The following is a 20,682-nucleotide window of genomic DNA, read 5'->3' on the forward strand; positions in this document are numbered from 1 at the left end:
CAGTGCCAGTGTGGGGGATCACCCTCTCAGGTCCCCTAAGCATCGTCGCCTTGGTGGGCCGTTACCCCGCCAACTAGCTAATGCTACGCAACCCCATCCAGATCCGATAAATCTTTACCCATTACATGATGCCATGTTGTGGGCTTATGCGGTATTAATCCGCCTTTCGGCGGGCTATCCCCCAGATCTGGGCAGGTTGGTTACGCGTTACGCACCCGTGCGCCACTAGTGGTATTGCTACCACCCGTTCGACTTGCATGTATTAGGCCTGCCGCTAGCGTTCATCCTGAGCCAGGATCAAACTCTCCATTGTATAACTTACTGCACTAGCCCGAAGACTAGCTGATGTCAAGTGCTGATCCGACTCGTCTTAACGAGTTACCTCGTTTGTTACGCTTCTTGCCTCTAGTACCCGTAGGCAGCCAGAGGCCTTACCAATTTGTCTTTTCCAATCATTCAAAGAACGTGTGCCAGACCCCTGTTGGGTCTAACCGTGCGCCTCCAGAAAGAGGCCGAGTGTGTTAGGCAAGCTAGCTTCCGTTCGAAGCGGGTTGCAAAGGTAACACCCAATTTTTATTTCGCAATCGTTTCGAAAAACTTTTTTCTCGAAGTGACTTGCTTTCTTTTCCTCGCGCCAGCTTCCGGTTGAAGCGGGCTGCAAAGGTACAACTCGTTTTGCTTTTTCCAAGTTCACAGCAGAAAAACTTTTTCTCGTTTTTCGCGGCCTGCTTGCTCAGAATCCGGTTTCTCGTTCGAAAGCGGGGTGCAAAGGTACCACCAACTAGTTGGCTTTTGCAAGGAAGTAGCGAAAGTTTTTTCGTCTTCCCGGGCCCGCTTCCGGCTGAATCGGGGTGCAAAGGTAGCACTGTCCACTTCAACTTTGCAAATCCAGCAGAAAACTTTTTTTCATCCGTTTCCTACCCGTCTCATCAATACCTGCTTGTTACTGGAAGCGAGTCGCACCGCGTGTTCACTCAAGCCCCACCGCGTTCCGGTTTGGGAGTGCAAAAGTGGCACTTCGAATTCAGTTTTCCAAACCCTGCCCACACTTTTTTTCATCAAGCCATTATTTACACTCACTAGGTTTTAAATAGCTGGCTGATGGTAAACTCTTTAAGTACTTGTTTAAGTTCACCACTCAGAAATATTTTTTTACACCACCTAGTCCTGGCAGGATAGAGCATACTCTATAATGAAGAAAACCGCCTAGAAGGCGGTTTTCTCATGTATAAGAGAGTTAACGAGACCTCACTAGTTAAGGTGTAAGGTACTAACTCGGTCAGGCCCTACGCTAACGATGCTAACTGGCACTGATAAGTGTTGCTCAAGAAAGCCAACATAGTCTTTTAGCTGCTGGGGCAATGCTTGGGGGTCGGTAATTGTTTGCAGTTCCGTGCGCCAGCCCGCTATTTTGGTGTAAACTGGAGTCAGGTTCTGCAGATCTCCATGATCTGGAAGTTGATCTGTCTCTTCGCCATTCGGCAAGCGGTAGTGAGTGCACACCTGAATTTCGTCGAATTCATCTAGCACATCGGCCTTCATCAAGTGAATTTCAGTTACACCGTTGAGCATGATGCTGTACCGTAAGGCAGGTAGATCGATCCAGCCACAGCGGCGGGGACGCCCAGTAGTGGCACCAAACTCTCTGCCAGCCGCGCGAATCTGTTCTCCTACTTCGTCGTGTAATTCGGTTGGGAAGGGGCCACTACCCACACGAGTACAATACGCTTTGCTAATTCCGTATACCTTATTAATGTGGCGTGGCGCAATACCCAAGCCTGTGCAAGCACCGGCTACGATGGTACTAGAGGACGTAACAAAAGGGTAAGTGCCAAAGTCAATATCTAGCATGGAGCCTTGGGCACCTTCCGCCAAGATGCTTTTACCTTGCTTCAGCAGGTCATTCAGCAGGTATTCAGTATCAGCAAGCTGAAGGGTACGCAGGAACTCAATGGCGGAAAAGAAATCGGCCTCGAATTCATCAATTTCGAGGCCGCGGCCGTGGAATTCAGCAAGAGTGGCGTGACGCGCAACAGCCTCTTGGTAGCGTTCCTGAAAATCGGGCAGTAGAATATCTCCCACACGCAGGCCAGTACGACCGATCTTATCCTGATAGGTAGGACCAATGCCTTTTAAGGTAGAGCCAATTTTACTACCCCCACGCGCCTCCTCGCTGATGCGGTCAAGAGCCCGGTGAGAAGGCAGAATCAGTTGTGCTTTGCGGGACACATAGAGGTTCTGGCTCCAGTTCACGCCCCGGTCCGTGAGCTTTTGAAGCTCCTGGCGAAAGACAACAGGGTCTAGCACTACCCCATTACCTACTACGTTAACAATATGGGGATGGAAGATGCCTGATGGCACTTGGTGCAGCACGTGCTTAACCCCGTCAAAAGTAAGGGTGTGGCCGGCGTTCGGACCACCTTGGAAGCGGGCTACTACGTCGTAAGTAGGGGCGAGTACATCAACAATCTTGCCTTTGCCCTCGTCACCCCACTGCAATCCTACTAGTACATCAACGGGCATTAGCTTACGACTTTCAGTTGTTGAGCGGCCGACTGTTCGTCATCCGCAATAGAAAAAATAGCGTTCAGCTTGGTTAGCGCGAGCATTTTACGCGGATGGTCGGCGGGGTTAATCAGAACCATTTCCCCGCCCCGGCTGCGGAACTTGGTCAGTAAGGATACCAACACGCCAATTCCGGTGCTGTTGATGTAACGAATGCCCGACAAGTCAACGGTGCAGTGGCGCAGTTCGTCGCCGAGGTGCTGGTCGACGCTTTGCAGGAGTTGTTGGGTGTCGGGGCTACCGATTAAGTCGCCGGTTAGGCGCACAAAGAGGATGCCGTCCCGGACGGCGGTTTCAGTTTTCATTCGGCTAGAGAGCGGGCAGCGGCTTTAGCGCGGCAGTCGCCGCACACGCCATAAAGATTCAAAGAGTGGTGCAAGATATGGAAGTTGAGCAACTCCCCTACCATCGTTTGGATGCCGTGGATGCGCGGATCACAGAACTCTACCACTTTATGACACTCCGTGCAGATTACATGGTCGTGCTGACGGTAGCCGTAGCTTTTCTCGTACTGCGCCAGGTTACGGCCAAATTGGTGCTTACTGACCAGCCCATGCTCAACTAGCAAGTCTAAGGTGTTGTACACGGTAGCGCGGCTAACCTGCAAGCCTTGCTCCTTCATACCCGCGTACAGCTCTTCCACGTCGAAATGTCCCGTGCGAGAGTAGATTTCTTCCAGAATTGCGTAGCGCTCCGACGTTTTGCGCAGTCCTTTATTCTCGAGGTAAGCAGTGAAAATCTTCTTCACCTCCTCGTACTTTTCCTTGTCCAAATGCTTCTCTGTGACAGACATATTGAGACCTTATATATAAGGAGTGAAAACAAGCAAAATTGAGAGAAGTTTGGCTTCGCTACGAGCATAGGTAGTCAGCCAAAAAAATGGGTGAAGCCGCACCTATCCGGACTACTTTTGTACCGTTTTGTACTTCTCCTTTTTGAGAAAACTTTTTAGAACTTCTTTAGGAATCGAAGCGCTCAACAAGGAGTACTCCATTTACTTTAGAGAGCCGCTGGATTAGTTTGGTTAGGTGGTCGGTATCATTAACGAACACCATAATCTGCCCTTCAAACATGCCATCATTTGAGTCAATAGTGATGGAGCGCATATTTACCTTCAGGCTGTTGCTGATGATGCGGGTAACATCGTTGACCAAGCCAACCCGGTCGGAGCCTTTGATCCGAATTCCGGCCAGAAACGCCAGTTCCAACTGCTCCGTCCATTTAGCCCGCACAATGCGGTTGCCGTAGTTGGACATCATCTGCACGGCCTTAGGACAGGAGGTGCGGTGAATTACGATACCTTGGTCGGTCTCGAAGCCAAACACATCATCGCCAGGAATGGGGTTGCAACAAGGGGCAATGGTGTAGTCGAACTTGTCAGTTTGCTCCCCAATAACCAGCATGTTAGCATTGACTCCCCGCACCTTTTGCACCTCATGGTCAAAGGCTTTAGGCTCTAGCATGGAGGGTAGGCGCGGCGCTTCAATGACAGAATCAAACAGATTCTTCTGAATCTCGCGGCCATCGATCTGCCCAATAGCAATCCTGTAGAAGAACTCCTGGGCATGGCTCGTGTTGAAATGGGCGAGCAGTCGATTCAGGTTGTCTTGGTTGTATTCAATTCCGAGCAGTTCCAGTCGCTTCTCCACGATAAAGCGGCCATCTTCTGATTTATTGCGTCGGTCGTCGCGAAGCCAATCCTTAATGCGCGTCCGGGCTTTGGAGGTAGTCACATACTGCAGCCATTCCTCCGTGGGCTTCTGCTTATGCGAGGTCAGAATCTCGACTTGGTCGCCATTGCGCAGTTGGTAGCTGAGTGGCTGGAGCTTCTGGTTTACTTTGGCCCCAAGGCACTGCAAGCCGATGTGGGAGTGAATTTCGAAAGCGAAGTCTAGGGCCGTAGCCTTATCGGGCAGGATAACCAGCTTGCCTTTGGGTGTAAAGGCGTACACCTCTTTCACGAAGAGGTTCTGGCGGAACTCGTCCATGAACTCCAGGGCGCTGGAGTTATTGGTTTCGAGCATTTCGCGCACCTTATTAATCCACGATTCCAGGGTAGACTCCGGCTGGGGCACGCCCGTATCCTTGTATTTCCAGTGCGCCGCGTAGCCTTTTTCGGCAATGTCGTCCATGCGGCGGCTGCGAATCTGGACCTCTACCCATTGCCCAGTCCGCGACATGACCGTGGTGTGCAGCGACTCGTAGCCATTGGCTTTGGGCGTGCTCACCCAGTCACGCAGACGGTCGGGGTTGGGCTGGTAGAAGTCCGTCACGATGGAGTATACCTGCCAGCAGGCGGCCTTCTCCTGGTCTGGCGGCACGTCCAGAATTACCCGAATGGCGAACAGGTCATACACCTCATCGAAGGTGATGTTCTGCTTGCGCATCTTACGCAGAATAGAATAAATGCTTTTGGGCCTACCCTTCACTTCATAGTCGAAGCCCTGAGCTTTCAGCTCCTCATCAATGGGCTGGACGAATTCCTTAATAAAGCGGTTGCGGGCGGCGCGGCTTTGGCGGACCCGGTTTACCAACTCCGTATAAATTTCGGTGTCGGTGTATTTCAGGTACAGATCTTCTAGCTCCGTTTTAATGGCGTAGAGGCCCAAGCGGTGGGCCAGCGGCGCGTAGAGGTAAATCGTTTCGGAAGCAATTTTGAGCTGCTTGTGCCGCGGCATCGAGTCCAGGGTCCGCATGTTGTGCAGACGGTCGGCCAGCTTGATCAGGATGACGCGCACATCGTCGGAGAGCGTCAGCAGCATTTTGCGGAAGTTCTCAGCCTGCTCGGAGGTGCCGTATTCGAACACGCCAGAAATTTTGGTCAGCCCGTCCACGATGCGCGCTACCTTCGAGCCAAACTCACGCTCCACGTCGGCTACCTCCCAGGGCGTATCTTCTACTACATCGTGGAGCAGAGCCGCAATAATGCTGGTAGTGCCCAAGCCAATTTCCTCCACCACAATTTGGGCTACGGCCAGCGGGTGCAGTATATACGGCTCGCCGGATTTGCGGCGCATCTCCTTGTGGGCTTCCAGAGAAGTATTGAACGCCTTTTTAATAAGCTTTGCATCGCCCTCATTTAGGTAGGGCTTGGCAGTGCGCAGAAGGCGGCGGTAGTGGCGCAGAATTTCCTGACGCTCTACTTCAGGGTCGATGACGGTGGACATGGTACGCGGGCGACACCCAAGGTGCCGAAATTATAGACTGCTAAGGTACGGCTTGTACGGCAAGCTTAACTTCTTACCTACCGGTTTGCCTCCTACTGGCGAGAAGCTCTAGTAGAACACAGCCGCCGAGGAGTTGGTGCAGAATAAATAAAGAGAGAATTTGCGAGCCTTATTTTCGACAGATTAACGCCTGAGCCGTCTCAAACAAGCTTTGCTACCGCTCACTGAATTACTAGCCCAGCAGTATATTTTACTTTTCGCTCTTGTTTTTACAATTGGCTTTTGTAGTTTTGCGCCCCCGAGGCAGTTGGCCTTGAGACGCGGATGTGGCGAAATTGGTAGACGTGCCAGACTTAGGATCTGGTGCCGCAAGGCGTGTGGGTTCGAGTCCCTCCATCCGCACTTATTTTGGTTTTTCTTTGTAAAAACCGCTTCTAAACCCTCAACCCACCCGTTGGGGGTTTCTTTTTACCCGGGAGTTTCCCCGCCTTTGACACCACTAGTAGTACCCTTAACCGACCACTCGTTTTGGACATTACCCTCGACAAGAAAGACGACCAGCTGAATGCCATCCTGACAGTAACCCTCACGGAGGCTGATTACGCTCCTGCCGTGGAGTCGAAGCTGAAAGAATACAGCAAAAAGGCGCAGATCAAAGGGTTCCGCCCGGGCAAGGTGCCGGTAACGCTGGTTCGCAAAATGTACGGCAAAGGCATTCTGGTGGAAGAAATTAACGGCTTGCTGAGCAAGTCCGTGGATGAGTACATTAAGGAAAACAACCTGAAGATTCTGGGTGAGCCCCTACCGGTTCCTTCCGACGTGGACTTCGACAACCAGAAAGATTACTCTTTTCAGTTTGAGCTGGGCCTGTTGCCCGAGTTCGAACTACCAGCTGATCAGTCCGTAGCTGTTGACCGTCACAAAGTTGACCTCGACGAGAATACCCTGAAGGAAACCTACGAGCAGCTGGAGCGCCAGTTCGGAGAAACCTCCGAGCCAGAAACCGCAGAAGCTGGTGACTACATCTCGGGCAAGCTGAAAAAGGCGGGTGAAGAAGGTGAAGGCCGCGTGGTGCTGCTGCCAACCAACAAGCTGAAGAATGACGCTGACAAGTTCGTGGGCGTTAAGGCGGACGACGTGGTTACGTTCGACCTCAAAAACGCTTTCGACGGCGACACGGCTGCTATTTCTAACTTCTCGGGTCTCAGCAAAGAAGAAGTTGAGGGGGTAGAGGGCGAGTACACCCTAACCGTGGGCAAAGTGCAGCGCTCGGTGCCGGCTGAGTTCAACCAGGATTTGTTCGACAAAGTATTCGGCAAGGACATCGTAACGTCGAAAGAGGACTTCGACGAGAAGGTGCGCTCGACGGTACAGGAGAACTACGACCGAGAGTCTGACAACCTAGTGAACCGCCAGATCATCGATAAGATGCTGGAAAGCACTACCATTGAGATTCCCAAGGAGTTCTTCAAGAAGTGGTTGCTGCGCGCCAATGAAGGCAAGCTGACGCCGGAGCAGATTGAGGAGCACTACGAAGACTACGAGAAGGAGCTGAAATGGTCCCTGATCCGCAACAAGGTAGTAGAAGCGCAGGAGCTGAAAGTATCGAACGAGGAAATCGTGGACCGCACGATGCAGAAGATTCTGGGCCAATTCAACATGGAAATGACCCCGGAGTTGGAAGAGTCGGTACGCGGCTTTGCTGACAATTTCCTCCGTCAGGAGAACGGCAAGAACTACGTGAACGAGTACGAAGCCATTCTGGCAGAGAAAGTGCTGGAAAACCTGCGCGGCAAAGTTGTTGTTAATGACAACCCGATTACGGCTGAGGACTTCCGCAATCAAAATGCTGGCTAAGCGCTAACATTTTTGGTTTTAGACCAACAAAAAAGCCCTTACTTGTCGTATGGGCTTTTTTGTTGCCCTTGCGGTTTTGTTTGCCACCTTACTACTTCTCCTAATTTTCTGACATGCTGAATAAAGAAGAGTTCCGCAAGTTTGCCGTGAAAGGCCAGGGCCTGAGCGGTCTAGGCGTTGACCAATACATCCAGCACGTAGAGGGCCAGACCCGCAACGGTCTGATACTGCCTACGGGCATGACCCGCTCGGTAATTGAAGAGCGCCCCACGCGCTTTGCCGAGATTGACGTATTTTCGCGCCTGATCATGGACCGGATTGTGTTCCTGGGCACGGCCGTGGACGATTACATTGCCAACATCCTGACGGCACAGATGCTGTTCCTGGAGTCAGTGGATGCCAAGAAGGACATCTTGCTCTACATCAACTCGCCCGGCGGCTCGGTGTACGCAGGTCTGGGCATCTACGACACGATGCAGTACGTAAACCCCGACGTGGCCACCATTTGCACCGGTCTGGCTGCTTCCATGGGTGCAGTGCTGCTCGCTGGTGGCGCCAAGGACAAGCGCTCGGCCCTACCCCACGCCCGCGTGATGATTCACCAGCCTTCGGGTGGCGCGCAAGGCCAGTCGTCGGACATCGAAATTACGGCCCGCGAAATCCTCAAGCTCAAGAAGGAGCTGTACGACATTCTGGCCGAGCACACGGGCAAAACCTACCAGGAAATCCACGACAACTCGGACCGCGACTACTGGATGCGAGCCGACGAGGCCAAAGAGTACGGCCTGATTGATGAGGTGCTGGAGAAAAAGAAAGCATAATTCCGGTTATTCCGGCCCTCGTAAGGAATCTGAGTTAGCATCTTGTGTATAAGCTAGATTCCTCGTCTCGCTTGGAATGATAAAAACAAAAAGCCCGCCTTGGTGGGCTTTTTGTTTTTAGTAGAGGTAAAGCCCAACGGCACTTTTTTAACGGCGCGGGGCGTTGGCCTTTTCGTACCTTTGAGCTAGGTTAGCGAAAGTTACCTATCCTCCCCTATCCTGAGAGTTTCCCTGACAATGGCAGATATCACGTGCTCCTTCTGCGGTAAGAGCAAAAAAGACGTCTCGGTCATGATTTCCGGCATCAACGCGCACATTTGCGAGCGATGCGTAGGTCAGGCCCAGCAAATCCTAAACGAGGAGAATAAGATTCGGGCCAACTCCAAGACCCCGAAGTTCAACCTCGTGAAGCCCCGCGAGATGAAGGAGTACCTCGACCAATATGTAGTCGGTCAGGACGAGGCAAAAAAGGTAATGTCAGTGGCGGTATATAACCACTACAAGCGCCTGATGCAGAAGCCCCAGAAGGATGATGTCCTGATCGAAAAGTCGAACATCATCATGGTAGGCGAGACGGGTACGGGCAAAACCTTCCTGACCAAGATGCTGGCCAACATTCTGCAGGTGCCCTTCTGCATTGCCGATGCGACCGTACTGACGGAAGCCGGCTACGTGGGCGAGGACGTGGAAAGCATCCTGACCCGCCTGCTGCAAGCCGCCGACTACAACGTGGAAGCCGCTGAGCGCGGCATCGTGTACATCGACGAAATTGACAAGATTGCCCGCAAGAGCGACAACCCTAGCATTACGCGCGACGTGAGCGGCGAAGGCGTGCAGCAGGCCATGCTAAAGCTGCTGGAAGGCACCACGGTGAACGTGCCCCCGCACGGCGGCCGCAAGCACCCCGAGCAGAAGATGATTACGGTGAACACTGAGAACATCCTCTTCATCTGCGGCGGGGCCTTCGTGGGCATCGAGCGCATCATCAAGAACCGCCTCAACACCAAGCCCATTGGCTTTGCCAAAACGCAGCTGGAAGAAAAGGTGGATACTCAGAATTTCCTACGCTACGTGACGGCTCAGGATCTAAAGCAGTTCGGCCTCATCCCCGAGCTCATCGGCCGCCTACCTGTCCTGACCCACCTGAACCCGCTGGACCACGCTACCCTGCGCAAAATCCTGACGGAGCCTAAGAATTCCATCGTAAAGCAGTACCAGCGCTTGTTCGATATGGAAAACATTCAGCTGAGCTTCTCAGAGAGTGCCTTAGAGTACATTGTGGTGAAGGCCGACGAGTACCGCCTCGGCGCCCGCGGCCTCCGCAGTATCTGCGAAGCCATCATGACGGATGCTATGTTCGATATGCCTTCCGAGGAGGGCGTGAAGGAGTTGGTAATCGATGAGGAATACGCTCGGAGCAAGTTCGAGCAGACGGCGCTGAAGCAGCTACGGGCGGCGTAGACAGGTTAGGCTGCTAAAAGTGAGAGGCCCAACAGATGAATCTGTTGGGCCCCTCACTTTTAGTAGCAATGCCGCTCCTCTACATAACAATGAAGATGTTACTGAAATGATACAGACATCTTAAGTTTGCCCTGCCAGCAGCTATCAAACGGGCGTTACTTTTTTAAATACCCCACCATCAGCTTCGCGGCCTTCTCAGCAGATTTTTGCTGGCCTAGCTTCGCGCGGATTTCGGCGTAACCGGCTTTTTGCTGGGCAATGAAATCTTCGTCGGCGGTAACTTTCTTGAGTTCCGTGACGAGGTTGCGGGCGTTGAACTCGCTCTGGATCAGCTCTTTTACTACCTCCTTGCCGGCAATCAGGTTAACCAAGGAAATGTAGGGCACCTTGATAACGGCCTTGCTGATGGTGTACGACACGGCGCTGGTGCGGTAGCATACGACCTGGGGCACATCAAACAAGGCCGTTTCGAGGGTAGCGGTGCCGCTCGTGACGAGAGCCGCCGTGGCGTGAGCCAGCAGGTCGTAGGTCTGGTCGAAGAGGATGCGGACGTTGTTGCGCTCAAAGTGAGCGTAGTAATTCCGGTCGAGGTTGTCGACGCCGGCCACAATGAACTGGTAGTCGAGGAAGGGCGGCAGGATGGCCACCATCTCGTAGAGCATTTCCTCAATTTCTTGCTTGCGGGAACCGGGTAGTACCGCAATAATGGGCCGCAGGGGGTCGAGGTTGTTCCGGTCGTAGAAGTCGTCAGACTTGCGGTGCTCCGCTACGGCGTCGGCGGTGGGGTTACCGATGTAGTCTACCTTATAATCGAAGCGCTGGTAGAATTCCTCCTCGAAGGGCAAGATGACGAACATTTTATCGACCAGCGCCTTCACTTTGTGCACACGGCCCTGGTTCCAAGCCCAGATTTTAGGCGAAATGTAGTAAAACACCTTCAGCCCATTGGCCTTAGCGAACTTGGCAATCCGCATGTTGAAGCCGGCGTAATCCACCAGAATTACAACGTCCGGCTTGTAGGCCAGCAAGTCGCGCTGACATTCCTTGAGGTAGCCCCGAAACTTAAGGATGCTAGTAGCCGCTTCCCAGAAGCCCATGATGGCCATTTCCTGGTAGTGGTGTACCAACTCGCCACCGGCCGCCTGCATCATGTCGCCGCCCCAGCATCGGAACTCGGCGGTGGGGTCCTGGTGGCGCAGCTCGCGCATGAGGTTGGCGGCGTGAAAGTCGCCGGACCGCTCGCCAGCTATCAGGTAGTACTTCATTTTCGAATTAGGGATTAAGAACTAAGAATCAAGAATTGGTAGCAATCAGAGCAGCACGACCGACAGATGAAGTCTCTGGGCGGCACTTTTCACTACTCACTCTTCACTCTTATTTATTCACCGAAGTATTCCACGAAGTTGCGCGGGGTTTCGAAGAGCTTGATGCTGTGCAGACGGGCCGGGGAAATCCGCTCGATTTCAGGCTGCAGAATTTTCCAGAAAGCCATTACCAGATTTTCAGTGCTGGCTAGCTGTCCGTGCATGAAGGGCACGTCGAGGTTCAGGTTTTTGTGGTCGACCTGGTCCACGACGTGGGTGCGAATAACCGTGCTGAGCTGCTTAAGGTCGATGACGAAGCCAGTTTCGGGGTCGGGCTTGCCTTTGACAGTCACGACGAGGTCGTAGTTATGGCCGTGCCAGTTGGCGTTGGCGCAGGGGCCGAAGACTTCACGGTTGCGCTCATCGCTCCACTGCGGGTTGTAGAGCTTGTGGGCCGCGTTGAAGTGTTCCTGTCGGCTGATGTAAACCATTGATTGGGGTCTTAGGATCTGGGGTCTCGGGGTCTTGGATTTTGGCAGGTGAATTTTAATATCAACCAAGACCCTAAGTCCCCAAGCCCCTAAGACCCTTGTTTTCGCAGCAAATATACGAAGAACGGTACGCCGAACAGGGCCGTGACCAAGCCTACGGGTAGCCCGGCCGGTGGATAGAGCAGGCGGGCCAGTAGGTCGCAGAGTAGCAGGAAATTGCCGCCCAGTAGGGCACAAACCAGTATGTTGCCTCGCCCTACGGTGCCTAACAACCACCGGGTACTATGCGGAATAACCAGGCCCACAAAGCCAATGGGCCCGACCAGCGCCACTACGCACCCTGTAAGGCCCGAGGCAATAAGCAGTAAGAACCAGCGGGTGCGCGCCACGGGTAGCCCCAGGGCCGTAGCCCGCTCCTCCCCTAGTAGCAACAAGTTTAGGTTGTTGTGCAGCAGGGCCAGGGCCCCCAGTCCCAACAGTAGGGCCGCCGCTGGATACGGCAGAATGGCCCAACTGGCCTTATCGAAGCCGCCCAGGGCCCAGAACGTGATGGTACGCAGCTTCTCCTCCGTAGCAGCCAGAAAGGTAAGCAGGCCGCCTAGAGAGGTAGTCAGGGAACCCACCGCAACTCCGGCCAGCAGCAACTGGGTAGGGATGATACGCCCCCGCCGGCTGCCAATAACAACGACAACGAGGGTAGTACCCAGCGCACCAGCCAGCGCTGCCAGCGGGGGCAGATATACGCCTGCCAAAGTAAGCGTAGGCACGAAAGTAAACGTCAGGCTAGCCCCGAGGGCCCCTCCCGAAGCCGTGCCCAGCAGATAAGGATCGGCTAGGGAGTTGTTTACCATGGCCTGCATGATGTAGCCACTGACGGCCAGCCCAGCCCCGGCGAGCAGAGCCAGCAGCAGCCGCGGCAGCCGCAGCTCCACGAGCACCAGCTGGGCCGGGTCGCGGGGGTCGTAGTGCAACAGGGCGCGGCGGATCAGGTCGTAGTCGGTTTCGTAGCTGCCCACCCGCAGGCCCACGGCCAATAGCCCCACCGTGAGCAGCAGGCAGGCCAAAATCCAGGGCAGGGCGGGACGGGGCATGAGGAAAGAAGCGACTGGCTACGAACCCGAAACTACCTGTTTTAACTCCCGCACTCCCTCCACTACCCGCGGGGTAGGGCGCGACATCAGGTCGTCGGTGACGCGGTAGATGCGGCGGGTTTGGTAAGCTCGGATGCGTTTCAGCTCCGGATACAACCGGAAAAAGGTGCTGTCCATTTTGCCGAAAGTACCCCCGATGATAATATCCGGGTTGAGTTTGAGCACGTACTCGCGGGTTAGCGCCGGGTAGGGTTGAGCAAATTTCTCTTGCACTGCATTCTGCCCGCCGGCTATGGCTATTTTATCGGTAAACAGCGTATTCTGACCGTACACATAAATTGGGTCCGACCAGGTAATGGCCAGTACCCGGGGGGCCGAGGGGGCAGTCGGGCCAGGAGTCAGACGCGCCAACTCCGTGCGCAGCGAGTCGGTGAGGCGGCGCGCCTGGGGCTGGCGGCCCAGGATGCGGCCCAGGTCGTTGAGGCCCCGAAAAATATCCTCTACGCTGGTATAATGCTGGTAATACACCGGAATACCTAGCTCCTGCAGGCGTTGGGCATCAGCCTGGGAGGTAATGCCGTCGGTCGTGAATACCACATCGGGCCGGAGGGCTACCAGCCGCTCCAAATCCAGCGGGTAACTGTTAATGACGGGTTTACGCAGGGCGGCCGCGGGGTAGTCGCACACCTGGGTGCGGGCTACGATGGTAGCAGTGTCGGCTACGGCGTAGAGCATTTCCGTCATGGAAGCGGCTAAGGCCATGATGCGGCGGGGCTGAGCCGGCACCACCACGGCGCGGCCCAGGTCGTCGCGCAGCTGTTGGGCCGGAGCGGCAGCTTCCGAGGCAGGGGCTTTATCGGGCTGGCAGGCGGCTGCAAGTAGCAGGAGCAGCGGCAGAAATGGCCGCAACGAAGCGGCTAGACGGGGCGAGCAGAGCATGGGGCAAAGGTAGCGCAAGGTTTCGCGGGTTCGGCTTTGTTGCCGCAGGAGCCGTATTCAAAGCCAGTTGGCAGCTACAACCAGCCCCACCGCTTTGAAGTTAGCTACCTGCCACCGGCAGCCGCACTACGGCGCTTCCATTGCATCTCACTACTTTTGAGCTAAATCTCTGCCTTATGATTGTTGTTACCGGAGCCGCCGGCTTTATTGCCAGCTGTCTTGTTACCCGCCTCAATGCCGCCAACTTTAACGATATCGTGGTGGTCGATAATTTCACCTCCGAGCGCAAGCTGGCCAACCTGACCGGCAAGCACCTGCGCGAGTATGTGGACCGGGAGGGGTTTTTTGAGTGGCTGGAAACTCACCACCAGCAGGTAGAATTCATCTTCCACCTGGGGGCCCGCACCGATACCACTGAGCAAAACCGCGACGTGCTCAACGTGCTTAACCTGGAGTACTCCAAGCAAATGTGGCTGGCCTGTTGCAAGTATCAGTTGCCGCTGGTGTACGCTTCCTCGGCCGCGACCTATGGCTCGGGCACCTTGGGCTACTCCGATGACGACGCCCTGCTACCCCTACTGCGGCCGCTTAACCCCTACGGCGACTCCAAGAACGATTTCGACAACTGGGCCGTGCAACAGCCGGCCAAGCCCTTCTTCTGGGCCGGGCTGAAGTTTTTTAACGTGTACGGGCCCAACGAATACCACAAGGGCCGCATGGCGTCGGTCATTCTGCACGCCTTCCGCCAGATTCAGGACACGGGCTCCATGACCCTGTTTCGCTCCCACAACCCGGAGTACGCCGACGGGGAGCAGCAGCGCGACTTTGTGTACGTGAAGGACGTGGTGGAAGTGTGCTTTTTCCTGCTGCATAACCGCCGCAACTCCGGCATCTACAACCTGGGCACCGGCGAGGCGCGCACTTTCCTCGACCTGACCTTGAGCACTTTCGCGGCCCTAGACCGTACCGCCGACATCCGCTTCCGCGACACACCCGAGGACATCCGCGACACTTACCAGTATTTCACCCAGGCCGACATGAGCAAGCTGCGCGGCATTGGCTACGACCGGCCCTTCACCCGCCTGGAAGATGGCATTTCGGATTACGTGCGCAATTACCTGGTTCCGGGCCAGTATTACTAGCTGAAGCATTGGCTTGCTCCTGCCACTCTGGGAGCAGCGGGCCAATTTTATACACAGGGTCTCAGCAGCCTTTCTTACGCCATGCTCCTACTCTTGGGGCATGGCGTATTCTTTGAGTGTAAGCTGCTTACCATTTGAATTGGCGCAGGAAATGATAATATGTCGAGGTTTATATAGTAAAAATTAATTTTAATATCATTTTTTCCAGAGTAACTTCCGGCCCCCAGTTCATCTTACTCTCGCAGGCCGGTGCAACGAAAAAGCATAACTATTGTAGGCGGCGGCTTTTCCGGCTCCATGCTGGCACTTCAATTAGCCCGGTTGTCTAATCAGGAGCTTTTTGCCTGTGACGTTCACTTGGTGGAGCCGCGCCCCGTGCCGGGTCCGGGGTTGGCGTACACGGCCCACCGGCCGGAGTACCTGCTGAATGTGCGCAGCGAATATCTGAGTGCTTTCCCAGAGCAGCCCGACCACTTTGTAAACTGGCTCCGCGTTACCCAATCTGAGCCCTGCCACTTTTCCTTTTGCTCCCGCCAAAACTACGGGCGCTACTTGCAGCAGCTAATCAGCCAGGTGCTAGAATGGCCCTCTAGTAACGGAATTCGCTGCCAGTGGCACAACCAAGCTGCCAAGGAAATCCGGGTGCTGCCAGATGGCCGCTCGGCCGTGGTGAAGCTCAGCAACGGCACCGAAATTCACAGCGACTACGTGGTGCTGGCCCTGGGCAACTTTCCGCCTTTGCCCCCAGCCCGCCACGACCTTCGCTACCTAAACCACCCTACTTACCACGGCAACCCTTGGGCCCGGGGGGCCCTGCGTAGCATAGGCCTTGACGAAACGGTACTGCTGATTGGCACGGGCTTAACGGCCATTGATGTGCTGCTGGGCCTGCGGGCCGATGGGCACCGGGGCCAGATAACGGTAGTGTCGGGCCACGGCCGCTGGCCCGCAACGCATGCCGAGCAGGAGGCTAGTTACCCCAGCTTCTACGCAACAGAACTGGCCGGCCTCTCCCGCGTAGCCGATGTGCTCCGGGTAATACGGCGACATGTGCAGCGGGCCCAGCAGCAGGGCATTAGCTGGCAGGCTGTTATTGATTCACTACGCCCAGATTTAGGCCGTATTTGGGCGGCGTGGCCCCGGCCGGAGCAGGCTCGTTTCCTGCGGCATGTGGCAGGCATATGGTCAGTGGTGCGCCACCGCAGCCCGCCCCAAAATGCCGCGGCCGTGCAGGAAATGCTGGACTCTGGGCTGGTGCGGCTGGAGCGGGGCCGGGTGCAGGCCATTGAGCCTGCCGCCGATGGATTGGCCGTAACCGTGCGCAAGGCCCAGCAGCCAACTCGCCAGCTAGTAGCTCAGCACGTTATTACCTGCACGGGCCCTTTACTCGACTACCGCCGCGTACAGGATGCCGTGGTAGCAGGCCTGCGCACTGAGGGCCACTTGGTGCCGGATGAGCTTGGCTTAGGAATTCAAACCGATGCGCACGGCGCCTTGCTCACGGCGCAAGGCGACGCCTCTGCGGTTCTATTCACTCTTGGCCCAAGCCGCCGCCCTGTTTCATTTGAGTCGACGGCCGTACCGGAGCTGCGCAAGCAAGCCGTAGCGCTGGCCCAAGAGCTAGGCCGGCGGCTGCTACCTAACACCGAGATACGCTAGTGTCTGGGTCAGCGCTTGCCTGAGTAGCCACTGGCAGTGTTACGCTGAACAAAACAAGGCCACTCCTAGGTAGGAGTGGCCTTGTTTTGTTCAGCGTAACACTGCCAGAAAAACTTACGCCGCTAAGTCCGGGTACAGCGGACGAACGGGGGTGTCGGTGGCTTCCTCGGGGAGAGGCAACTGGGGCATTGCGGGGTAGGAAACCTGGGTATCGGTGGCATGGCGGCGCAGAGCGCGCATCAGCAGATATTTGTATTTCTCCGCGTCGGCCAAGGCTACTTCAATGGCCCGCACAGCATCATCATACGCCACCACCGGCACCGACTCAGCGGCTTCGCCAGTGGGGTAGGTCAGTTCGAAAACCGGGCAATTCAGGTAGTCAGCAGGAGCTTTCATCGGGCAGCAAGTCTAAGTATCAGATGTCGGATAAGTAACAGAAAGCCCCGGTTTTTCATTCCGAAATACCGGGGCTTTCTGTTACTTTTTCAAGAAATTAACGCGCTGATTATCAGCAAATATAAGGCTCAGCGAAAGGCTGATTAGTACCGGATGTCAAAGCGGGCCGTGTCCATACCAGCAACCGTGAACGGAATGCGCGTCTGCGTATCAGATACTGTGCGGCTACCGTTGAGTTGCCACCCCACCACGTTCTTGTCTCCGGCTGGCACCGGCCAGTACAGGAGCGTATCCAGCGGCGGCCGGATGGTGATAGATTGCGCAAAGCCCCAAACATTAATATTGACCGCGTCCGAGCGGACGCCCTCGTCCCGTAGATGTATGGCCACCCAGGCGTGGGCTAGCACGGGCACCCGGAGACTTTTATTTCGGCGTCCGGCTTTCACAAAGGGGGCCGAAAGATAGGGCGTCTCACCCCGCCGTGACGAGGCTCGAATGACATAATCAGTGCCTGACTCCGCCTCGAAGGCAAAAGCAAAGCGCCCCTGTGCATCCGTGTCGCGCCAGTTCCCGACCTGCGTAAAGGTGGAATAAAATCCGCCCCGCGGGTTGGCGAATACGGCGACTTGGGCTTGGCCCACGCCCTGACCCGTGACGGAATCGACAACACTACCCGCCAGGGTAGTTTGGCCGTGCTCAAAAAAGGAACAACTGCTGCTCAGGAGCCCTAGAGCCAGCAAGCCTGATAGGTACCATACGGTACGTATGAACATGGAAATAGTGAATAAGGAGGAAAAGATAGAGCGAAGTTTGGCCCACCGAAAAATCCGGTAGAGAAGATGCAATAAGTATAGTAGAACCAGGATGCTTTACCTCATAAAGATGGTACACAACCGCACCGGAACCAAAGCATAGGCCACATTTTCATCAGTGTTTCATTTTTCCTGGACATACCGTTGATATTGTAAAACGCTGACTATGCCTATTTTATCTGCAGCACCAACTTGCCAAACTGCAGCCCTTCAGCCATGCGGCGTAGGGCCTGCTCGCCTTCAGCCAAAGGGAAGGTTTCATCAACCACGGGCACAATAGCGTGCTGCTCAAAGAGGCGGACCATAGCGCTAAAATCCTGGGCCGTTCCCATGGTGGAACCCAGCACGGAAAGCTGCTTCCAGAATATTTTACGAGCTGCTACTTCGGGAATGTCGCCCTGGGTAGCGCCGTAAAACACGAGGCGCCCTCCGGGGACGGCGGCGTCAATCAGGTCGTTGAAGCCGGGGCCGGCGGCGCTGTCCACGATTACGTCGAACCCGCCGCCGGCCTGCTTGCTGAGGGTGGCGGGCCACTTCTCGGCGTTGTAGCTGATGCCGCCTTTGGCGCCCAGGGCCACGGCTCTGGCAATTTTCTTCTCCGAGCCCGAGGTGACCCATACGTCGGCGCCATTGGCCACGGCCATTTGCAGGGCCAGCAGTGCTACGCCGCCCCCTACCCCACTAATGAGCACCCGCTCGCCGGGCTGCAGACCGGCCCGGGTAAACACTGCCCGGTAGGCCGTAACGCCACCCAAGGGCAATGCCGCTGCCTGCTCAAAGCTCAGGTGGGCCGGCTTGGCCTGCACCTGCTCAGCAGCCACGCACACAAACTCGGCAAAGGTGCCATCCTGCGGTAGCCCCAGAATCTGAAAGTCGCGGCCCTGGGCGGCGGGATTATTGCCCCAGTGCTGGCCGGGATTAATCACAACGGACTGGCCCAGCAAGCTGGCATCAACTCCCTCGCCGAGGGCGGAAACCGTGCCGGCCCCATCGGAACCGAGGATGATGGGGAATTTCAACCCGGCATACTGGCCCTTCTGAATCCAGACGTCGCGGTGATTAAGGGCGGCAGCGTGCAGCTGCACTTGCACTTGGCCGGGGCCGGGTTGTGGGGTAGGAACTTCCTGAAGCGTGACGGGCTGACCGATTCCTTCGAGCACGAGGGCTTGCATGCAGTGGGGTAAGGGGTGAATAAAGAAAACAAACAGACAGGGGAGGCTACAGAAACCGGGCCCGCAGCTCCGGGGTAGGCAACCAGCAGGCATCTTGGCGGCCAAACCAGCGGTAGCGGTTGCGGGCAATAAGGCGGTACACGGCGTCGCGCAGGAAGCGGGGAAACAACTTGCCAAGGGTACCTACTACGCCCCAGCCCCCGCTCAGCCGCTGCAACACCCCCAGCGCGGCCGCCGAGTGCGTATGGGCCCGCCCGCCTTCTACCAGAATCACTGAGTCGGGCTCCGTTTGGGGTTGCAGACCGTGGGCCCGGAGCAGTTCCTGGCCTGCCGCCGACTGCAGGGAAGCAAACCGGAAATAGCCGGCGGCATCGTGCTCAATGACAAACTGCACAAAACCATTGCACAGGTTACAAACTCCATCAAATAGGATGGTGGCGGAAGGGGCAGACGACATACGAAAACGAGCTAAGCCGGAGGTGGTAGTGGAATACCGCGTGGCCCGGCGGTTTGTTATAGTGCAGCTGGCTCGGTGGGTAGCAGGTCGCAGTACCAGAAGCCGGTGGCAAAGGGCGAATCGGTGGGCTCACCGTCGGGGCCGGGGCAGGTAGTGGCGCTGCTAGCCGGGGCCTGATACGTGCGGCGCACCAGTTCGCCCCGCTCGAATGGGACAGGGCTGCTGAAGTACGGCGCGTCGAAGACAAAGCTGTGGTACTCCCCGTTTTCCCCGCAGGCATCAACGCCGGCCGGCAAATCTCGCAGAAACTCCTCGTTGAGCAGGCGCCCGCAGAAGCTGGCATCCAGAAACTTTTCATTGACGCACACGACCACTGCCTGGAAGCCCAGGTCCAAGTATTCGCGCAGCACGTCGGCCGTGGGGCGCTGCCAGAGCGGAAACACGGCCTGCATACCCAGCTGGGCGAGCTGCTGCTCCCGGTAGCGGCGTAAATCTTCCAGAAAAATATCCCCGAAGATGGAGTGCTGAATGCCCTGGGCCTGCAAGGGTGCCAGCGTGGCACGCATACGCTGCTCGTACTCGACCATGTCGGGCATTTCGGGCAGCTCTAATTTGGTGAGTGGCAGACCTATGCGGCGGGCCTGGGCTTCGAGCAGCTCTACCCGCACGCCGTGCATGGATACGCGGTTGTAGTGGGCATTTATGCTGGTCAGCAGGGTAGTTACCTGCAGGCTCGGATTGCGCAGGGCATGGTAGAGGGCGAGGGCCGAATCTTTGCCGCCACTCCAATTCAGCAGGGCGGGGGCCGGGGCAGCTAGGGTCATGCGCAATAATACAACGACGGCGCGGGCTTATCCGTGTAACTGAAACCGGCGGCTTCCCGTCTTACCCATATATTCTTTTTTCTCCAGACTTTCTGCAACCATAGTATGAAACGCATCTTCCCCCTGTTTTTTGCCGCCGGCCTGCTGTCCTCCCTCGCCTCCTGCGACTACTCCAACACACCGGGCAAAGACCCGCAGACCACCCAAGATTTCTCGACCTACCAAAAGGCGCGTCCCGCCGAAACTAACCGCGACAGTGTGAGCAACGGCGACGAGGCCTACACGCCCATTGGCACTGGCTCGGCGGAGGATCAGAAAAAATCTACGGACGCGGCCCTGGAAGGCCAGCCCAACAATGCTAATTCCCCCGTGGGCGACATGCCGTCCGACAATACGGAGGTTAAAAGCACTACCCGCGAACAATAAGCGGGATTTATACTTCCAGCAGCCCGCCCATGAAGTGGCTGATTACAGCTCGTCAATCAAGCCAAAAAGCGGCTCCGAACTAGTTCGGAGCCGCTTTT

19 protein-coding genes, 1 tRNA gene and 1 rRNA gene (1 of these 21 only partly in view) are annotated in these 20,682 nt (G+C 55.9%); 7 read left to right on the top strand and 14 right to left on the bottom strand.

Features of this window, described 5'->3' with window-relative positions; translation table 11 throughout:
- The 5 genes from MWH26_RS12265 to MWH26_RS12285 form a co-directional block, all read right to left on the bottom strand.
- A 16S ribosomal RNA gene (locus MWH26_RS12265) occupies positions 1–313 on the bottom strand (it extends 1,202 nt beyond the left edge of the window).
- A gap of 938 nt (positions 314–1,251) precedes the next feature.
- Positions 1,252–2,523 (bottom strand): adenylosuccinate synthase, encoded by a 1,272-nt coding sequence (locus MWH26_RS12270; RefSeq protein WP_247974521.1) that lies wholly within the window; start codon positions 2,521–2,523, stop codon positions 1,252–1,254.
- Positions 2,523–2,870, bottom strand: a complete 348-nt coding sequence (locus MWH26_RS12275; protein WP_188559271.1) for an STAS domain-containing protein — start codon at positions 2,868–2,870, stop codon at positions 2,523–2,525. Before MWH26_RS12275 ends, MWH26_RS12270 begins: the two co-directional genes overlap by 1 nt.
- Positions 2,867–3,358: a Fur family transcriptional regulator gene (locus tag MWH26_RS12280; protein WP_188559270.1), complete on the bottom strand. Its 492-nt coding sequence runs from the start codon at positions 3,356–3,358 to the stop codon at positions 2,867–2,869. The genes MWH26_RS12275 and MWH26_RS12280 overlap by 4 nt, the downstream gene beginning before the upstream one ends.
- Before the next feature lie 166 nt (positions 3,359–3,524).
- Positions 3,525–5,732: a RelA/SpoT family protein gene (locus tag MWH26_RS12285; protein ID WP_244696904.1), complete on the bottom strand. Its 2,208-nt coding sequence runs from the start codon at positions 5,730–5,732 to the stop codon at positions 3,525–3,527.
- Between the two features lie 320 nt (positions 5,733–6,052).
- Between MWH26_RS12285 and MWH26_RS12290 the strand changes: the two genes are divergently transcribed.
- The 4 genes from MWH26_RS12290 (at position 6,053) to clpX (ending at position 9,871) form a co-directional block, all read left to right on the top strand.
- Positions 6,053–6,134 (top strand) — tRNA-Leu (locus MWH26_RS12290).
- Positions 6,135–6,260: 126 nt separating this feature from the next.
- Complete coding sequence (tig, locus tag MWH26_RS12295) at positions 6,261–7,589, top strand: trigger factor (protein ID WP_247974522.1); 1,329 nt, start codon at positions 6,261–6,263, stop codon at positions 7,587–7,589.
- Positions 7,590–7,702: 113 nt separating this feature from the next.
- On the top strand, positions 7,703–8,410 hold the full coding sequence (locus MWH26_RS12300; protein ID WP_262921950.1) for a ClpP family protease: 708 nt from the start codon (positions 7,703–7,705) through the stop codon (positions 8,408–8,410).
- A gap of 237 nt (positions 8,411–8,647) precedes the next feature.
- Positions 8,648–9,871, top strand: coding sequence for an ATP-dependent Clp protease ATP-binding subunit ClpX (gene clpX / locus MWH26_RS12305; protein ID WP_244696906.1), 1,224 nt, complete (start codon positions 8,648–8,650; stop codon positions 9,869–9,871).
- Between the two features lie 155 nt (positions 9,872–10,026).
- On the opposite strand, the gene lpxB is transcribed toward clpX, so the two are convergent.
- From lpxB to MWH26_RS12325, 4 genes are all read right to left on the bottom strand, one after another.
- Positions 10,027–11,136, bottom strand: coding sequence for a lipid-A-disaccharide synthase (gene lpxB / locus MWH26_RS12310; RefSeq protein WP_247974523.1), 1,110 nt, complete (start codon positions 11,134–11,136; stop codon positions 10,027–10,029).
- 113 nt (positions 11,137–11,249) lie between these two features.
- Positions 11,250–11,666 (bottom strand): 6-pyruvoyl trahydropterin synthase family protein, encoded by a 417-nt coding sequence (locus MWH26_RS12315; RefSeq protein WP_244696907.1) that lies wholly within the window; start codon positions 11,664–11,666, stop codon positions 11,250–11,252.
- A gap of 89 nt (positions 11,667–11,755) precedes the next feature.
- Positions 11,756–12,757, bottom strand: coding sequence for a FecCD family ABC transporter permease (locus MWH26_RS12320; protein ID WP_247974524.1), 1,002 nt, complete (start codon positions 12,755–12,757; stop codon positions 11,756–11,758).
- An 18-nt stretch (positions 12,758–12,775) separates the two neighbouring features.
- On the bottom strand, positions 12,776–13,696 hold the full coding sequence (locus MWH26_RS12325; RefSeq protein WP_247974525.1) for an ABC transporter substrate-binding protein: 921 nt from the start codon (positions 13,694–13,696) through the stop codon (positions 12,776–12,778).
- Positions 13,697–13,872: 176 nt separating this feature from the next.
- Between MWH26_RS12325 and rfaD the strand changes: the two genes are divergently transcribed.
- Together rfaD and MWH26_RS12335 are read left to right on the top strand one after the other, a co-directional pair.
- Positions 13,873–14,838, top strand: a complete 966-nt coding sequence (rfaD, locus tag MWH26_RS12330; RefSeq protein ID WP_247974526.1) for an ADP-glyceromanno-heptose 6-epimerase — start codon at positions 13,873–13,875, stop codon at positions 14,836–14,838.
- A 249-nt stretch (positions 14,839–15,087) separates the two neighbouring features.
- Entirely contained in the window at positions 15,088–16,497 is a 1,410-nt protein-coding gene (locus MWH26_RS12335) for an FAD/NAD(P)-binding protein (RefSeq protein WP_262921951.1), read from the top strand.
- A 114-nt stretch (positions 16,498–16,611) separates the two neighbouring features.
- Here the strand turns inward: MWH26_RS12335 and MWH26_RS12340 are convergent, their stop codons facing one another.
- From MWH26_RS12340 to MWH26_RS12360, 5 genes are all read right to left on the bottom strand, one after another.
- Positions 16,612–16,893, bottom strand: coding sequence for a hypothetical protein (locus MWH26_RS12340; protein WP_247974528.1), 282 nt, complete (start codon positions 16,891–16,893; stop codon positions 16,612–16,614).
- 143 nt (positions 16,894–17,036) lie between these two features.
- Positions 17,037–17,666, bottom strand: a complete 630-nt coding sequence (locus MWH26_RS12345; RefSeq protein WP_247974529.1) for a hypothetical protein — start codon at positions 17,664–17,666, stop codon at positions 17,037–17,039.
- 209 nt (positions 17,667–17,875) lie between these two features.
- Positions 17,876–18,877 (bottom strand): zinc-binding dehydrogenase, encoded by a 1,002-nt coding sequence (locus tag MWH26_RS12350; protein ID WP_247974530.1) that lies wholly within the window; start codon positions 18,875–18,877, stop codon positions 17,876–17,878.
- A gap of 46 nt (positions 18,878–18,923) precedes the next feature.
- Positions 18,924–19,334 carry a thiol-disulfide oxidoreductase DCC family protein gene (locus MWH26_RS12355; protein ID WP_244696918.1) on the bottom strand — a complete coding sequence of 137 codons (411 nt, stop codon included), beginning with the start codon at positions 19,332–19,334 and terminating at the stop codon, positions 18,924–18,926.
- 56 nt (positions 19,335–19,390) lie between these two features.
- On the bottom strand, positions 19,391–20,158 hold the full coding sequence (locus MWH26_RS12360; RefSeq protein ID WP_247974531.1) for a Dph6-related ATP pyrophosphatase: 768 nt from the start codon (positions 20,156–20,158) through the stop codon (positions 19,391–19,393).
- 105 nt (positions 20,159–20,263) lie between these two features.
- Between MWH26_RS12360 and MWH26_RS12365 the strand changes: the two genes are divergently transcribed.
- Entirely contained in the window at positions 20,264–20,584 is a 321-nt protein-coding gene (locus MWH26_RS12365) for a hypothetical protein (protein WP_247974532.1), read from the top strand.
- Positions 20,585–20,682: the final 98 nt, after the last annotated feature.

The organism is Hymenobacter sublimis (assembly GCF_023101345.1).
GTDB lineage: Bacteria > Bacteroidota > Bacteroidia > Cytophagales > Hymenobacteraceae > Hymenobacter > Hymenobacter sublimis.

Coding starts and splice junctions, on each gene's coding strand:
- MWH26_RS12275 (WP_188559271.1), bottom strand. CDS start 2,870: ATGAAAACTGAAACCGCCGTCCGGGACGGCATCCTCTTTGTGCGCCTA.
- MWH26_RS12270 (WP_247974521.1), bottom strand. CDS start 2,523: ATGCCCGTTGATGTACTAGTAGGATTGCAGTGGGGTGACGAGGGCAAA.
- MWH26_RS12315 (WP_244696907.1), bottom strand. CDS start 11,666: ATGGTTTACATCAGCCGACAGGAACACTTCAACGCGGCCCACAAGCTC.
- MWH26_RS12280 (WP_188559270.1), bottom strand. CDS start 3,358: ATGTCTGTCACAGAGAAGCATTTGGACAAGGAAAAGTACGAGGAGGTG.
- MWH26_RS12360 (WP_247974531.1), bottom strand. CDS start 20,158: ATGACCCTAGCTGCCCCGGCCCCCGCCCTGCTGAATTGGAGTGGCGGC.
- MWH26_RS12320 (WP_247974524.1), bottom strand. CDS start 12,757: ATGCCCCGTCCCGCCCTGCCCTGGATTTTGGCCTGCCTGCTGCTCACG.
- lpxB (WP_247974523.1), bottom strand. CDS start 11,136: ATGAAGTACTACCTGATAGCTGGCGAGCGGTCCGGCGACTTTCACGCC.
- rfaD (WP_247974526.1), top strand. CDS start 13,873: ATGATTGTTGTTACCGGAGCCGCCGGCTTTATTGCCAGCTGTCTTGTT.
- MWH26_RS12345 (WP_247974529.1), bottom strand. CDS start 17,666: ATGTTCATACGTACCGTATGGTACCTATCAGGCTTGCTGGCTCTAGGG.
- MWH26_RS12325 (WP_247974525.1), bottom strand. CDS start 13,696: ATGCTCTGCTCGCCCCGTCTAGCCGCTTCGTTGCGGCCATTTCTGCCG.
- MWH26_RS12365 (WP_247974532.1), top strand. CDS start 20,264: ATGAAACGCATCTTCCCCCTGTTTTTTGCCGCCGGCCTGCTGTCCTCC.
- MWH26_RS12285 (WP_244696904.1), bottom strand. CDS start 5,732: ATGTCCACCGTCATCGACCCTGAAGTAGAGCGTCAGGAAATTCTGCGC.
- clpX (WP_244696906.1), top strand. CDS start 8,648: ATGGCAGATATCACGTGCTCCTTCTGCGGTAAGAGCAAAAAAGACGTC.
- MWH26_RS12350 (WP_247974530.1), bottom strand. CDS start 18,877: ATGCAAGCCCTCGTGCTCGAAGGAATCGGTCAGCCCGTCACGCTTCAG.
- MWH26_RS12340 (WP_247974528.1), bottom strand. CDS start 16,893: ATGAAAGCTCCTGCTGACTACCTGAATTGCCCGGTTTTCGAACTGACC.
- MWH26_RS12355 (WP_244696918.1), bottom strand. CDS start 19,334: ATGTCGTCTGCCCCTTCCGCCACCATCCTATTTGATGGAGTTTGTAAC.
- MWH26_RS12300 (WP_262921950.1), top strand. CDS start 7,703: ATGCTGAATAAAGAAGAGTTCCGCAAGTTTGCCGTGAAAGGCCAGGGC.